Below are 14590 nucleotides of genomic sequence, written 5' to 3' on the forward strand. Positions count from 1 at the left end.
GCAGCGGCCTGCTACTGTTATAGTCGGTCGTTCGGTTGACCGCATTTATCCGATATTCCGAACTAGAATTCGAAATACCGAACAACTCTAAGCGAACGGAAACCAAATGGCAAGTTCCTCCGCGTCGCGGCGCACGCGTGCCGGCGCCGCACCGCAGCCGCCGGGCGTGACACCGCCGCGCGTCGGCGAGCAAATCCAGCGCCTGCGCAACGAACGCAAGCTGACCCTCGACGACCTGTCGCGCGCAGCTGGCGTATCGAAGTCGATGCTCTCCGAGATCGAGCGTGACAAAGCCAATCCGACGATCGCGGTCGCATGGCGGCTCACGAATGCGCTCGGCATCACGCTCGACGAGCTGTTCTCGCAGCCGAAAGCGCCGGAGACGATCCGCGTGGACGGCCCGCACGACATCCCGACGCTCGCCGGCCACGACGGCCGCTATCAATTGCGCGTATGGGGCCCGATCGACCTGGCCGGCAAGTTCGAGTGGTATGAGCTGACGCTGCCGGGCGGCGGCGCGCTCGTGTCGAACGCGCACGAACCCGGCACGCGCGAGCACCTCACCGTGCTGCAGGGCGCGATGGAAATCGAAGCCGCGGCGGCAAGCCGGCGCCTGAAAGCGGGCGACACCGCGCGCTACCCGGCCGACACACCTCACGCGATCCGCAACCCCGGCAAGGCCGAAGCGCGCGCACTACTGATCGTGATTCATCGCTGACGAAGCGGATAGCTGGCCGAAAGGCCAGTTGCGGAAAATACTGTATGTTTGTACAGTATACGGACATTCCGCCATGCATTGGCCGAGCTGGCGCACCGAGGCGCCCGCTCCGGTCGACAGGAGCCTGCGATGACAGAAGAACAAGATTTGGCCGCGCTCAGCTTCAAAGCTGCCGCGCATGACCTCGAGTTGATTGTGCGTCATATAGCCGGGCGCTACATCCATCAGCGCGTCCCGCTGTCGTGGCGTCTGCTGCACGCCATCGAAGCCGAGGCGCTCGCCGATCTCGGCTTTGCCAGCCGGCACGAAGCCGGCATGCGCCAGTTGTTCGAACGGCCGTCGGACATGACCTTTCCCGAAACGGATGATCCGATCGACTTCGGACGATCGAATGCACTACCCGCTGTCTTCTCGTTCGCGGTCCTCGCGTATGAAGCCGCAGCCAGATCGCAGGAAGCGGCACCCCGCGAGCGCATTCATCGCTCGTCCAAGGCGTGGGGCGACTGACGCCCGGCCCCGGCCGTTCGATACGGCGGCCGGCTCCTGCATCCTGCTGCCCGCGACGTTGCGGATAGGGCTATCATATACGCAACTAACGGAATAAACGACATGTCCCTTCCCACATCCTCCGACACGCCCGCACGCCCGGAAGAAAAGGATCTGTTCGACCGCGGTGCATCCGACTGGATCATCTCGCCCGAAGCTGCGTTCGATGCATGGCTTGCCATGCAGGACTACCGCCGTTCGTCGGCCGACGTCTACCGCGCACAATGGGGTGCTTTTCTCGCATGGCTACGTGCACATCAAAAAAACGTGGCCACGGTCGATACCGCAACGATCGCGAATTTCGTCAGCGAACTTCCTATCCGGAAAACTCAGCGAATGCGCTATTTGAGGCTGATCGAACGCGTGCTCGACCACATCCGGCGCACCGAGCTCGCGTCCACCAACCCGGCCCGCTTCATTGCTCAGGATGGCGAAGCGAACTGGCGCCAGGCACGCGACAATGAGCCGACCGGTTTCCTGACACCGGCCGAACGCGCGAAGTTGCTGGCCTACCTGTTTTCGCCGATTGGTGTATCCGGCTCCGCATACTGGAAGGAGCGGCGCGACCGCGCACTCGTCGCCGCATTTCTCGGGGCCGGCGTGAAAACCGGCGAAGCACGCGTGCTCACGATTAGTTGCATCAATACGAGCGGAACGTCGCTGCAGATCCCGTCGACGCATCCCGATTTCGCGCGCGAAACCCATCTGGCCTCGTTCGCGATCGCGTTGCTCGAAGCATGGCTCGTGGAGCGCAAACGCCAGGAGATTCCGGGGGAGCTCGTGTTTCCGGCATCGCACGCCGGGCGGCCGATGCACAAGGCAACGATGCTGCGCGCGATCGATGCGATCATCGAATCTGCGGGGCTCACGTCGTCACGCACCGCACGCGCGAGCCCGCAAACGCTGCGCAACACTTACGCAGCGGAACTGTTCGAACATGACGTGCCGCCCGAACGGGTCGGCAAATGGCTCGGCTTCATGCGGCCGATTTCGTCGAACCGTCTTCACCGCGCATGGAAAAACTGGCGCGATGATCTCGCGAATGGTGACGCGTCCGAGCAAGACGAAACGCTCTGATGCCGAGCAGGCTGCTCACGCGACATGACTCGTGAGCAGCCTTGTGCGGCGTAGCCTCACCGTCTCACAGCTCCCGGAAAACCTCACCTCACGCGTCCCGAATCGCCTCACCTGTGCGATCCCTGTGCCGAGCGACATGTCAGTCGCGCGCAAAGCGCGCGATCGCTTCGAATCGGGAAGGCCAGGGCCCCGACGCATGTTCGCACTCGGGGCACGACACTTCGAATCCGTCATCGCCATGCGATAACTCCGGTTCCCCGTCGCAATGCGGGCACTGGGTCGGCACCGGAATTTCGTGGTCCAGTGACGTGCCGATTGCGGAAAACGCGTCCGCATCGAGCTGACCTGCGTCGGCCAGGCGCCGAATCAGTGCGGAAATCTCCGGATTCATCCCGCGGCTCGCGCGCAGCGTATTCGCGTCGCGTGTCGCGCGGTCCAGTTCGTCGCTCTGGGTGCGCAACTGTTCCTCGAGCCGGTCTGCGCGGGCCTTGGCCGAACTCAGTTGCTGAAGAAAATCGAATTCCTTGCGCTGCACGTCACGCAGACCGCTCTGGTAGGTCGACGCCATACTGCGCAGTGAGTCCAGCTCGACCAGCATCGGTTTGACACGGCGCTCGGCTTCGGCCACCGCATCCTTGATCTGCTGCGCGTAGTGTTCGGTGCGCTGCTGCAATTCGGCTTGCAGCGTGTCGATGCGGTCGCGCAGCGTCGCATTCTGCGTCTGCTCGGTGTCGACGCGGCCGGCCATGACGGCCAGTTCCTTTTCAAGTCGAGCGACTGTGGTGAGCAGTGTCGCCTCGTTTGCCGAACCGTGCGTCGACTGCGAAGCCAGTTGCACCTCGAGTTCGGTCACACGCGCCTGCAGCTGCTCGTTGCGGGTTTCACTGCGCGTCAGTGCGCCCTCGAGGGTTTCCTGGCGAACCGTGGCATCGCGCAGCCGTTGTTCCGCATCGGTCAGTCCGGCGCGAACCTGTTCGCGATCGACATCGAGGCTTTCCCTGGCCGCTTTCAAGGCCTCTTCATATAGCGCGCCGAGCAACGCGCCTGCCTTTTCCTCGACCGCTTTCGGGATCGCCGCACCGTCGAGCCGGATTTTCGATGCAGAACGGATTCGTTCCCAGAAATGATCGATGTCCTTTGGAATGTCGCTGGCGCTGCCGGTCTGGGTCAGGTCGCGAACGTTGGCGGCCGACGGTCGGATACCGAGATCGAAGAACAACCGCTTGCACGCATGCAGCGACAACTCCTGGCGTCGCGCGCCACTCGCGCGAAGCGATTCCAGTTCTTCTCGGATGACTTCACGCATTTCATCCAGCGTCATGGGAGGACTCACAGACATTGATATGTTGCGATCATAACGAAATACGTATTTTTTGATACTCATTTTCGCGGAGTGTCGTGAATTTACGTCGCTGTGCACAGAAATCAGGGCTGTGGGCCAATCCGGACGAACCAGCTCTTCGATTCCGTGAAACAAAGCGAAGAAAACAAGGCAAGTCCTTGTCCCGAAAGCATTTTTGAGTAGGCCCCCAAAAAGCGCATTTGTTTCACATGACCGGCGTCATCGCAGCCGATCGGTGTTCAGGCGTTGGGTCTCTGTGGAAAACTCGACGACCGATGTCTTGAGAGTATTAGAAGTAAACACCCTTGAACCCTTAGTTAAAAACGTTAACGCCACGGCACAGCCTTATGTAGCAAGGCTTTCCGGCCGACAAGGTGAAGTTTTACGGGAACCAAGGTGATCTTCTGCGGGAGCTGAAGTGATGGGGTTCGGGGATCTGCGTGAGCCAATGCAGGAAAGGTCGTGAGCGGATTCGGGATCACAGTGAAGCATGAGATTCCCCCAAAGGTGAGGTTTTTCGGGGCCACACAGCCATAGAACCCATGCTGTGCCTACGCGCACAGTTTTCTGCCTGTGCAGACACAGGTGAGAATTTGCGGGACCTTCTTCGCGCCCCTATTCTGCCCATCTTTTGGGCAGTTTTCGGGAAAGGTGAGGTTTCACGGGACTCCACAGGGATTTGCTGTGAGGATTTCCGGGAAACGACCGTCATTTTGCACAGCAAAAGTGCCCTGTGAAGCCAACGAGGCCCGAAAGGTGAGGCTTTTCGGGAGCAAAATCCGGGTTTTCCTGCACGGATCCCGATAAGGTGAGCTTTTTCGGGGCATCGATCACAGGCTGTCGGGGGCCTCACAGGTGAGGCTTTTCAGGAGCGCCATTTGCTCGAAAATTGGCCAAAGGTGAGGATTTCCGGGATCCGGGGAGCAGCGAATTCGCTGAAAAGCCCACCGGGACTGGTGGAAATCTGATTTTCGCTGTGCCACTTTTTGGCACAGGTGAGATTTTTCAGGAGGTGGCACACAGCTGCCGCATCCGCCCGAACGCCCTAAAGGTGAGGCTTTTCGGGGGACGATCGCCGGACACAGCGGAACGCTTGGCGCGCATAAGTATCGGATGTCATTGACATTTTTGATACCGTGGCGGTTACGGTGAGATTTTTCGGGAGCGGCTTCCGCGTTCGTCGGAACGTCGTTTTTATCATTAAGGTGAGGTTTTTCGGGAGCCTTGGACTGCTGATCCCGCGTGGGTCGGGGATTCGTCGATATCGTGGTCACAGAATTTCGAGCCGATAAGGTGAGAATTTTCGGGACCGAACGGATTCTGTGCGCTGTACAATGCGCGCCCGGGCCAGTGAAACGGTTTCGATCGACGTTGCGGAGACGCTTTTCGGTGCCGGTTTCCGGATGCGGGACGCGGTCGCGATTGCCCCATCAGCCGCGCCTGTACATGCATACAGGGCGTTGCGAGCTTGTCTGCTCGATGCCGAGACGGCCAGTGGCGACGCTGTGACGAGGACACGGAAGCGCAGTCGTAAAATTACGACAAATCGAAAGGTGAGCCGATACGGGAGCAAATTTCGCACGTATCGAGCACAGGCAAAAATCTGTGAATCCGCGCATCCCGCGACACGTCTGGACGAGTCCGAAACGCTTTAAATCCGGACCGGTGAGGGTTTTCGGGAGAGGGTTGGGGTGAGTGTCGTTTTGCACGCGCACTTCACCGGCTATGGTGAGCATGTCGTTCTGGACGCACATCACCACAGGCGCTATCCTTCCGTGAAACTTCTCCTCCGACCAGACGCATGGCCACGAAGCGCGCCAAGAAAACCGATGTGGATGTGGTGAGTGCCAGTTCAGCCGAATTGCGTAAGGCCGTCGAGGCGATCGCAATTCAGCCGAAGAGCGGCAAGATCACGCTCCTGACCCGCAAGCTGTTCAACGTCCTGCTCGCCGTCGCGCAGCAGGCCGACGACTCGGGCGATACCTATCGCGCGCTGCTGTCGGACATCGTCGCCAACTCCGCCTTCGATTCGAACGACACCGCTCTGGTGAAGGAACACCTGCGCCGTATGGTGTCGGTCCAGGTCGAATGGAGCACGGGGACGTCGAGCCAGAAGCCGGGCCGCAAGTGGGGGATCTCGACGCTGATCGCCGATGCCGAAATTCTTGAGGATCCGGCCACCCGCCGCGTGTGGGTCGAATTTTCATTTGCACCGAAGATCAAGAAGAAGCTGCTCGACCCGGTCCAGTACGCGCGTCTGAGCCTGCAGTTCCAGAGCCAGCTGCGTAGCAGCGCTGGTCTTGCGCTCTACGAAATCTGCGTGCGCTACCTGACGAACCCGAGCCACCTGACGATGCGCGAGCCGTGGGAATGGTGGCGGCCGATCCTGTCGGGCACGCCCGATACGGAAGCCGGCGACGAGGCGAAGCGCGAGTACAAGTACTTCAAGCGGGACTACCTGCGTCCGGCGATCGCCGAGGTCAACGCGGTCACCAACATCTTCGTCGAGCTGATCGAGCATCGTGAAGGGCGGCGGGTCGCGGAGATCCAGTTCCGCGTGACCGAGCGCAAGCAGCCGATGCTCGCGCTCGACGAGCATCCGAACGTGTTCGACAGCACGCTGGTCGACCGGATGGTGAAGCTCGGGATTCCGCTCAAGGAAGCGCAGACGCTCTACGCGGACAGCGAAGAAAACCGGATTCGCGCCGCGCTGCAGATGACCGAGCAGCGGATGCGCAGCACGACGCTGCCGCCGGTGCGCAGTGCGCCCGCGTTGTTCAAGGACGCGCTGAAGAAGGGTTATGCGCCGCCGGTCGAGTCCGTCGACGCGCTGCCTTCCGGCACGCCTGCCGCGAAGGCCGTCTCGGCGCAGCCGGACGATCTGAAGGCGCGTCTGTTGAGCGAATTCGCGGCGTTCCGCCGCAAGGAAGCGAAGGTGCTGTACGAGGAGCAGGGCGACGCGGAGCGCGAAGTGGCGCGTGAGTCGTTCGAGTCGGAGGTGTTGCCGACGATGGGCTCGCACCTGCGCGACGACTGGCGCAAGCGCGGTCTCGAATCGAAGCTGGCCGAGACGGCCTTTTTCGACTGGCTCGCCCAGAAGACCTGGGGCGAGCCGACCGACGGCGACCTGCTGTCGTTCACCCTGAATCAATCTCGGGCCGCCTGAGGCCCGTTCAGGCCCCTCTGACGGGGCCGTCGCCGGCCGCCCGCCATCCGGCGGGCCTGGCGCCTTGCCAGGCCCTGCCGGCCGTTTCCATCACTCCGACAACAGCATCCGCTCGAGCTGCTCGAGGATCGCGTCGCGTTTGTCCTTCGGGAGGCCGCGCAGGCGCAGTTCGATACGGTCTTCGCCATACGACTTCAGGTCGCCGACCGACTTGCCGCCGAGCTTGATCTCGAGACGCTGCGCATAGCGCTGGCGACCTGCTGGCTTCGGCGTTTCCTGCGCCGCGACGCGGCCCTTGACGATGTCCGACACCTGGCGCGTGCTGAGATCGTCGGACACGATCTTGTTGATCAGCCGCAGCGTCGCCTCGGTGCCGCGCGCATTGTGATAACGGCCGACCTGATACGCCATGTTCGACCCGAAGCGATCGGGGCGCGCGACCATCTCCTGCATCACGCTTTCCGGCAACTTGCCGATCGACAGCGCAACCGCGACCGTCGACTCGTCGAGGCCGAGATGCTCGGACAGTTCCTTCTGACTCTGGAAATGTTTGTCGTCGAGGAAACGGCGCCATACGACAGCGTTGTCGAACACCGTCTGCGAATCGCGTTGCACGTTCAGATCGTAGCCGAGCTTGTAGCTCTGGATCCCGATCGGCACGTCGATCACGATCGCCTTCACCGACTCCTTGTTCGCTTCCTTCAACGCACGCACACGACGGCCGCCGTCGCTGACGAAATACGAACCCGGATTGTCGTAGTCCGGAATCACGTGGATCGCCTGCTGTTGCCCCTGCTTCGCGAGGTTGACCGCGAGTTCGGCAATCGACGACTTCAGATAGAAGTGCCGCGGGTTGAACGGGCTATGCTTGATCGCCTTCAGCGACAGCTCGATCACCTGGCCGGGCGCATAGCGGTTCTCGAGGCGCCACGCGCGATATTGCGGCGACTCGTCGGTCGACGGATCGAGCAGGACGTCCGGAGCCGGCGGCGGCGCGATGTCCTTCTTGGCGGACTTCGTCGGGGCGGGTGTGGCTGTCTCGGACTTGACGATGCCGTCGATGGCATTTAGCCGATCAAGCGCCGTGCGCTTCTCGCTCGTCGTGATATCCGGGCGCGCCTGGAATCCTTTTGCAAATTGGGAGGGTTTCATGCGACTCCTTTATGCGCATAAAGTCAGGGCAGCATGGCGACGATTTCGTCGGCGCATGCGCGGATTTCCGCGGCGGCCAGCTTCGCGCCACGATCGTTCATCTGCAGCACGGTCTGACCGAGCGCCATCGCCTGCTTGTACGCTTCCCGGGTCGGGATTTGCGTCTTCAGCAACGGGAAGCCGAGTTCCTCGAGCGCGCGCTTGAGCTCGCGGGTCAGCATGCGCTTCTCTTCGGTCTTGTTCAGCAGGAAGACGGCGCGGAGATCTTCGTTCATCACCTGCGCCTGCTGGATCAGCTTGACCAGCCCGACGCTCGACCAATAATCGGCCGGCGACGACGAAGTCGGGATCACGGCGATTGATGCGGCTAGCAGCACGACGCCGGAGACCTTCTCGGTGATCGACGGCGGGCAATCGACAACGATGATGTCGTAGTCGTTGATGAACTTCTTGATTTCGCGATGGATCTGGCCGCCGGCTTCGGCGAGGTTGACGACCGGGAACGGGATCCCGGCGTCGCTGTCACCGGATGCACTCGACCAGTGAACCAGTGTGTTTTGACCGTCTGCGTCGATGACGAGGACGCGCTTCCCTTTCTCATGGAATGCCGCGCCGAGGTGCATAGCAATCGTGCTTTTGCCGACGCCACCTTTTTGTTGAGTGACTGCAATGATTTCCGCGGCCAATTTTCACTCCTGTTTTTGGTCGTTGGAATTCTACAGGACGATATTTATATTTCAATGAAATTGTCGTTCGCCAACTACGCGTTAGCCATTCGGGCGATTGGTTTATGCGCATAAACGGGCTCGGGATGTCGGATGGCTGGCGCCGGTGGAGGAAGCGAGGTCGCTGTGGTGGATGATGAATGGTGATGGTCGTGACGACGGGCGGCTTTGGTTCCACGTTCGGCATACTGAGGCGCTGCCCTATCCATCGTTGAAGGGGGGGCGCTGCCGTGGTGTCGGGGGAGTTTGTGCGCATAAACTTCGGCAGTGCCGGAGGGCACCGACGACCCTGAGTCCTCGCTCGAGCGTGCTCTCCGATGACAAACGCCGCGCGGCTCAGACCGATGCGACGCGATACATGCCATGTTCAGTGACGAAGCGCGCTGGCCGTCCCCACTGTGTTTATGCGCATAAACCATCGGGAGGCTCGGCCGTTATCGAAGGTCGCACGCCCCAGACTCCATCGTGTATTGCGATGATGATCGTTCGGTGCATCGAAGTGGCCGGGCCGATGGCGATACCCGCGGTCCTTTCCACCAGGGGACGCGCTAGCTTTATGCGCATAAACCCGGCGACGGATATATGAGGTGGCTCGGCGTCGGCGCCGCCAACACCATAGGACGATGAGTCCGATCCCCTGAGCTATTCGCCACCGAAAACGGCGTCGCAAATTGCCCATGCAGCGCACTCGCTTTATGCGCATAAACGCACCAAGCGGATTACGCACTCGTCGGCGCAAATCACTCTCCTCTGCACGCCACACCGAGACTCCAATCCCCTTCCACCCGTGTACCGACACCCCGCCGAAACACCCGCAACCAGACTGGCTACAATACGGGCCTTTCTCATCCAGGCCCGAACGATGATCACGATCTACCACAACCCCCGCTGCTCGAAGTCCCGCGAGACGCTCGCATTGGTCGAGACGCTGAACACCACCGGCACGCCGGTGAACGTCGTCGAATACCTGGAGACGCCGCTGACGGTCGAGGAACTGGAAGCGCTGCATCGTCAGCTTGGGCGCCCGGCGCGCGACATGCTTCGCGACGGCGAGGAGCCGTACAAGACGCTGGATCTGGCCCGTACGAACCTGACGGACGCGGAAGCCTACGAAGCGATTGCGGCGCATCCGATTTTGCTGCAGCGTCCGATCGTCGTGTATCGAGGCAAGGCCGCCATTGGCCGCCCGCCCGAGTCGGTGCGGACGCTGTTCGAATAATTTTAGTTCGGCGTATTTTTCTTATCGGATCGATCCCGGCGCGAGCAGGCCGGGATCGACCGACAGAATTCGCAACCGCGAGCGATCGTCGACGCCACGCAGCAGACAGCCCGTACTCGGCGCGCTCGCCCCACAAGCCCCCTCCAGCGTCGCCCCTACGACATCGCCAACGACATCGCCAACGACATCGCCAACGACATCGCCAACGACATCGCCAACGACATCGCCAACGACATCGCCAACGACATCGCCAACTGCGATGCGCAACCACAGACCGACATCGGCAACTTAGCCCTTCGGCGCGTCGCCCGACGACTCGTCCCGATCACCCATCGCCTCATCCACCATCCCCCGCCCCGCCGCTGCATGCGCCGCCGTTCGCAGCATCGCGATCTGCCCACGATATGCGCGGCATCCGCTGCAAGCCGGCAGATGCACGTGCACCTGCATGCGCTCATGGAGCGTCAACGATCGGTCGAGCGCATCCGAAAGCAGTCGCGTCACGTCTCTACATTTCCCCGGCAGCATCTTCGGTCGTCAGTCCTTTTTCGCTCAGGCAGGTGCGCAGGCGCGTGCGCGCCCGATACAGCAGCACGCTGCAATGATTCGTCGTCAATGTCAGTTCGCTGCAGATATCGGCAATCTCGACGTCGAGAAACTCTCGCATCATGAATACGCGTCCGATGTGTTCCGGCAGGTGGTCGAGGCAGGCCTGGAACAGCGTCCAGAACTGCCGTTGCTGCAGCAGCGTTTCGGGGCGCGCCCACGGTCGCGGCTTCGTGTGCGCGGCCCAGTGCCCGTTTTCCTTGAACAACTCGCGATCGAGCACGGATTCGCCGTCGAGCTCCGCGTCGAGTGCGGACAGACTCACCGTCCGCTGCCGTGCACGCAGAATGTCGATCAGCTTGTTGCGCAGGATGCCGAACACCCAGGTCTTGTGGGCCGACCGTCCCGCGAACTCCCCCGCATGCGTCCACGCAGCGGTCAGCGCTTCCTGCACGGCATCCTCGGCCGCATCGGCATCGCGCAGTTGGAGTCGCGCGAAGCGCAACAGGTCGCGGCGCAGTTGCGCGAGATAGGTGGGGTCGTCGTACGCGGACGGCATGGCGGGTCGGGAGCCTTACGGAGCGGAGGCGATCATGTGCGCGCTGTCGGGCGGGCGCATCGCGGTGCGAGCAGCTTACTGGTCGAGACGCCGCGCTGCAACGGATGTTCCGTCACGAATTCACGAAGCCGGCCGGCGTGCTGCGCTATGCTTGCCGGAGCTCCGCATCGCGTCGTGAAATCGCGACGCGGGCGGTCTGTAACATCAGATCATAGCGGCCAAGTTATCCACAATTTCTGTGGAAAACCTTGTGGAAAGTCGGCCGGTCGGCCCCGTGGGACGGCTCGCGGGCTGGCTTGCCTATAAACAGACCTTTGTCGCCTGTTCGGAATCAATCGATCCGATTCCTCACCCACCGGAAGGAGAAAGCCATGTCCTATCGTGTTGCAGTCGTCGTCGGCAGCCTGCGCCGCGGTTCCTGGAACCGCGCGCTCGCGCATGCCGCGATCTCGCTCGCCCCCGCCGATTTCTCGTTCGAATTCGTCGAGATCGGCGAACTGCCGCTGTACAGCCAGGACTACGACGCGGATTTTCCGGAAGTCGCGAAGCGCTTCAAGCAGTCGATCGAAGCCGCCGACGCACTGCTGTTCGTCACGCCTGAATACAACCGCTCGATCCCGGGCGTGCTGAAGAACGCGCTCGACTGGGGCTCGCGCCCGTGGGGTCACAACTCGTGGTCCGGCAAGCCGGGCGCCGTGCTCGGCACGTCGCCGGGCGCGGTCGGCACCGCGCTCGCGCAGCAGCACCTGCGCAACGTGCTCGCGTATCTCGACGTGAAGATGCTCGGGCAGCCGGAAATGTTCATCAAGCATGACCCGGCGCGCATCGACGACGAGGGGCAGATCGTCAGCGAGGACACCCGCAAGTTCCTGCAGGGCTTCGTCGACCGCTACGTCGACTGGGTGCGCGTGCTGAAGGCGGCCTGAGCGCCGTCCCCTTCCCGCCGCCGGCACCGGCCTGCATGCCGCGGGTCAGGCGCCGGCATGCCGCGCATCGCGCGCTTCGCGGATGCCGAGCAGGATCTCGTCGAGCAGCGCGATGTCGAACGGCTTCGACAGCACGCGCACGTTGACGGTACGCGTGCGGTCGAGTTCCTCCGCGTATCCCGTGACCAGGATCACGGGCAGCTTCCCCGGCCGCTTGTCGATCGCTTCGGCGAGATCGATGCCGTTCAGGCGGCCCGGCATGTGGATATCCGAGATCACCAGATCGAAGGCGTCGTTCGCGGCCGCGCCCTCGACCAGGCGCAACGCGTCGTCGGCGGTGGGGGCGTAGGTGACGCGGTGCCCGAGCAGCGTCAGCAGCGCTTCGGTGCCGGCCGCGACTTCGCTGTTGTCTTCGACCAGCAGCACGTGCAGGCCTGCGAGCGCGCCGGTGTCGTGCGCGACGGGCTGCGAGCGCGCGACGATGTCCTCGACGCGTGCGCGCGGCAGGTAGAGGCGCACCGACGTCCCGGCGCCGACCGCGCTGTCGATCGTCGCGAGGCCGCCCGAGCGCTCGCAGAACGCGAACACCTGCGGCAGCCCGAGCCCCGTTCCCATGCCCTGCGCCTTCGTCGTGAACAGCGGCTCGAACGCACGCGCGAGCACGTCGGGCGCCATGCCCGAGCCCGTATCGTCGAGCGAGATCTGAACGAAGTCGCCGATCAGCGGAAAGCCGTCCTCGCGGCGCAGCGTCACGTTGCGCGCACCGACCGTGAAGCGGCCGCCCGCCGTCATCGCATCGCGCGCGTTGACGGCGAGATTGATCACCGCGAGCTCAAGCTCCGCGACATCGACCCGGATCGGCCAAATGCCGGGCTCGATCGCGACGACCAGCGACGACTTTGAACCGAGCGACGTCTTCAGCAGTTCGCGACACGTGCCGAGCCACTGGCCGACGTCGATCGTCTCGTTGTGCAGCGGCTGCTTGCGCGCGACGCCGAGCAACTGGCGCGTGAGCGACTGGCCGTTCTTCAGCGCGCGTTCGATCGCGCCGAGTTCCTTGTCGAGATGCTGGACGCCGCGTCGCCGCGCGATCTGGACGTTGCTCGAGATGATCATCAGCAGGTTGTTGAAGTCATGCGCGACGCTGCCGACCAGGTTGCCGAGCGCCTGCATCTTGCGCGACTGCCGGTATGCCGATTCGATCGAGCGCCGCATCGACGCTTCGGCCTGCCAGCGGTCCCACGCCTCCTCTTCCGCCTTCAGCCGCTTCAGCGACAGCCAGATCACCGACCACAGCGCGATCGACGGCGCGAACATCGAGATGAACAGCACGCTCAGGTGTTCGTACCATTCATGCCAGATCGCGGAGGTGCGGTACGCGCAGGTCACGTACACGGGGTAGCTGCCGACCTGGCGGTACGCGACGATCTCGCTGCTGGCGCCGTCGTGGCGCACGCGCACGACGCCCGCGCGCGGATCGTTGCGGGCGTTGCCGAACGTGGCCGTGAGATCGGTGTGCGCGAGCGACGGCGGCGGCGGATACGACGCGATCACCGCGCCGTCGGAGCGCGCGAGCGCCATCGTCATCGGCGTGGTCGCGCCGCCGAGCAGGTCGCGGTAGAACGCATTGAAATACGACGACTTCAGCGCGATCGACACCATTCCAGCGAACGAACCGTCGCTGTGGCGTCGCGCGACGCCCGTGTTGAACACGGGGATGTTCTCGAGCTTGAGCGGCCCCATCATCAGCTTCGAGATGTGTTCGATCACCTTGCCGTCGCGGATGCCGGCGAAGTCGTCGCGATACGCGATCGACGCATAGGGCGCCGGATAGTAGAGGCTGTTCGCGAGCAGCATCCCGCTCGCACCGAAGATCGACACCGCGGCCACCTGCGGATAGCCGCCGCCGATCGTGTTCAGCGCTTCGTGGATGTCGGATTCGTGGCGGCGCACGGTGGCGTCGTCCATGTCCTGCACGAGGTCGACGATGCGCGCGTCGAGCGTCTCGCTCAGGTCGAACACCTTGAGCGCATGCTCCTCGGCGACGCGCACGGTGCGCATCGTCACGTCGCTCGCCGCGGCCTCGCGTGCCTTCAGGTCGTTGTACGCCATGACCGACACGTAGATGCACGGCAGCACGATCGCCGCGACCAGCAGCACGATCAGCGTCACGCGCCGGACCGCGAAATCGTGCTCGGGTGCGCCGGACGCGTAGCTGCCGTCGTCCTGCCAGTCGTCGGCGGGCGGAGAGACGGGTGTGCGGGAGTCGGCGGGACGTTCGGACGTCATCGAGGAAGGCGGGCCAAGCTGAGATGTTCAATCATAAACGAGTTGCGCTTGCTCGCCGTACCCGCGCGCGGATGTGCAACCTGATGATTCCGACAGGGCGAAATGAAAGTTTGAAAACGCTATGAATCCGGCAGCGCAAACGTACACAAAGAAAAATTTTGCGTGCTTATCTTGAAAATGGTCGCGCCTGTTTTCGGAATGCAGGCCGATCGAACCGATTTTGTTCGAAATGGTGAAAATGGCGAGTTGCACTGCCTTCGGTTTACTCAGAGAATCGCGCCTTGCTTTCCCTATGACAGATATATGCGCCCGCCGGCGTTCGCGG

The 14590-nt window shown here is 62.6% G+C and carries 12 protein-coding genes; 6 read left to right on the forward strand and 6 right to left on the reverse strand.

Annotated elements, in window-relative coordinates; translation table 11 throughout:
- Nucleotides 1–106 precede the first annotated feature (106 nt).
- From HWX22_RS03815 to HWX22_RS03825, 3 genes are all read left to right on the forward strand, one after another.
- Complete coding sequence (locus HWX22_RS03815; protein WP_059529054.1) at nt 107–718, forward strand: XRE family transcriptional regulator; 612 nt, start codon at nt 107–109, stop codon at nt 716–718.
- A gap of 129 nt (nt 719–847) precedes the next feature.
- Complete coding sequence (locus HWX22_RS03820; RefSeq protein ID WP_059818518.1) at nt 848–1225, forward strand: DUF2471 family protein; 378 nt, start codon at nt 848–850, stop codon at nt 1223–1225.
- 102 nt (nt 1226–1327) lie between these two features.
- The gene (locus HWX22_RS03825; protein WP_175915066.1) at nt 1328–2341 is read left to right on the forward strand and encodes a tyrosine-type recombinase/integrase; all 1014 of its coding nucleotides are present in this window, start codon (nt 1328–1330) and stop codon (nt 2339–2341) included.
- Between the two features lie 139 nt (nt 2342–2480).
- Here the strand turns inward: HWX22_RS03825 and HWX22_RS03830 are convergent, their stop codons facing one another.
- Nucleotides 2481–3662 carry a DNA-binding protein gene (locus HWX22_RS03830; protein WP_175915067.1) on the reverse strand — a complete coding sequence of 394 codons (1182 nt, stop codon included), beginning with the start codon at nt 3660–3662 and terminating at the stop codon, nt 2481–2483.
- 1822 nt (nt 3663–5484) lie between these two features.
- On the opposite strand from HWX22_RS03830, the gene HWX22_RS03835 reads away from it, so the two are divergent.
- A complete protein-coding gene (locus HWX22_RS03835; protein ID WP_059818515.1) occupies nt 5485–6849 on the forward strand; it encodes a replication initiation protein in 1365 nt (454 codons plus the stop codon).
- Between the two features lie 90 nt (nt 6850–6939).
- Here the strand turns inward: HWX22_RS03835 and HWX22_RS03840 are convergent, their stop codons facing one another.
- A complete protein-coding gene (locus HWX22_RS03840) occupies nt 6940–8001 on the reverse strand; it encodes a ParB/RepB/Spo0J family partition protein (RefSeq protein ID WP_059689211.1) in 1062 nt (353 codons plus the stop codon).
- A 23-nt stretch (nt 8002–8024) separates the two neighbouring features.
- Nucleotides 8025–8687, reverse strand: coding sequence for a ParA family partition ATPase (gene parA, locus HWX22_RS03845; protein ID WP_040138954.1), 663 nt, complete (start codon nt 8685–8687; stop codon nt 8025–8027).
- A 901-nt stretch (nt 8688–9588) separates the two neighbouring features.
- Between parA and arsC the strand changes: the two genes are divergently transcribed.
- Nucleotides 9589–9945, forward strand: coding sequence for an arsenate reductase (glutaredoxin) (gene arsC / locus HWX22_RS03850; RefSeq protein ID WP_175915068.1), 357 nt, complete (start codon nt 9589–9591; stop codon nt 9943–9945).
- A 288-nt stretch (nt 9946–10233) separates the two neighbouring features.
- On the opposite strand, the gene HWX22_RS03855 is transcribed toward arsC, so the two are convergent.
- On the reverse strand, nt 10234–10473 hold the full coding sequence (locus HWX22_RS03855) for a zf-HC2 domain-containing protein (RefSeq protein WP_175915069.1): 240 nt from the start codon (nt 10471–10473) through the stop codon (nt 10234–10236).
- Nucleotides 10454–11050 (reverse strand): RNA polymerase factor sigma-70, encoded by a 597-nt coding sequence (locus tag HWX22_RS03860; protein WP_059818511.1) that lies wholly within the window; start codon nt 11048–11050, stop codon nt 10454–10456. The genes HWX22_RS03855 and HWX22_RS03860 overlap by 20 nt, the downstream gene beginning before the upstream one ends.
- Nucleotides 11051–11421: 371 nt before the next feature.
- On the opposite strand from HWX22_RS03860, the gene HWX22_RS03865 reads away from it, so the two are divergent.
- Entirely contained in the window at nt 11422–11976 is a 555-nt protein-coding gene (locus HWX22_RS03865; protein WP_175910729.1) for an NAD(P)H-dependent oxidoreductase, read from the forward strand.
- 45 nt (nt 11977–12021) lie between these two features.
- Here HWX22_RS03865 and HWX22_RS03870 read toward each other — a convergent pair whose 3' ends face one another.
- Nucleotides 12022–14265, reverse strand: a complete 2244-nt coding sequence (locus HWX22_RS03870; protein WP_059818509.1) for a hybrid sensor histidine kinase/response regulator — start codon at nt 14263–14265, stop codon at nt 12022–12024.
- Nucleotides 14266–14590: the final 325 nt, after the last annotated feature.

The organism is Burkholderia sp. BCC1638, assembly GCF_902833195.1.
Lineage (GTDB): Bacteria > Pseudomonadota > Gammaproteobacteria > Burkholderiales > Burkholderiaceae > Burkholderia > Burkholderia diffusa.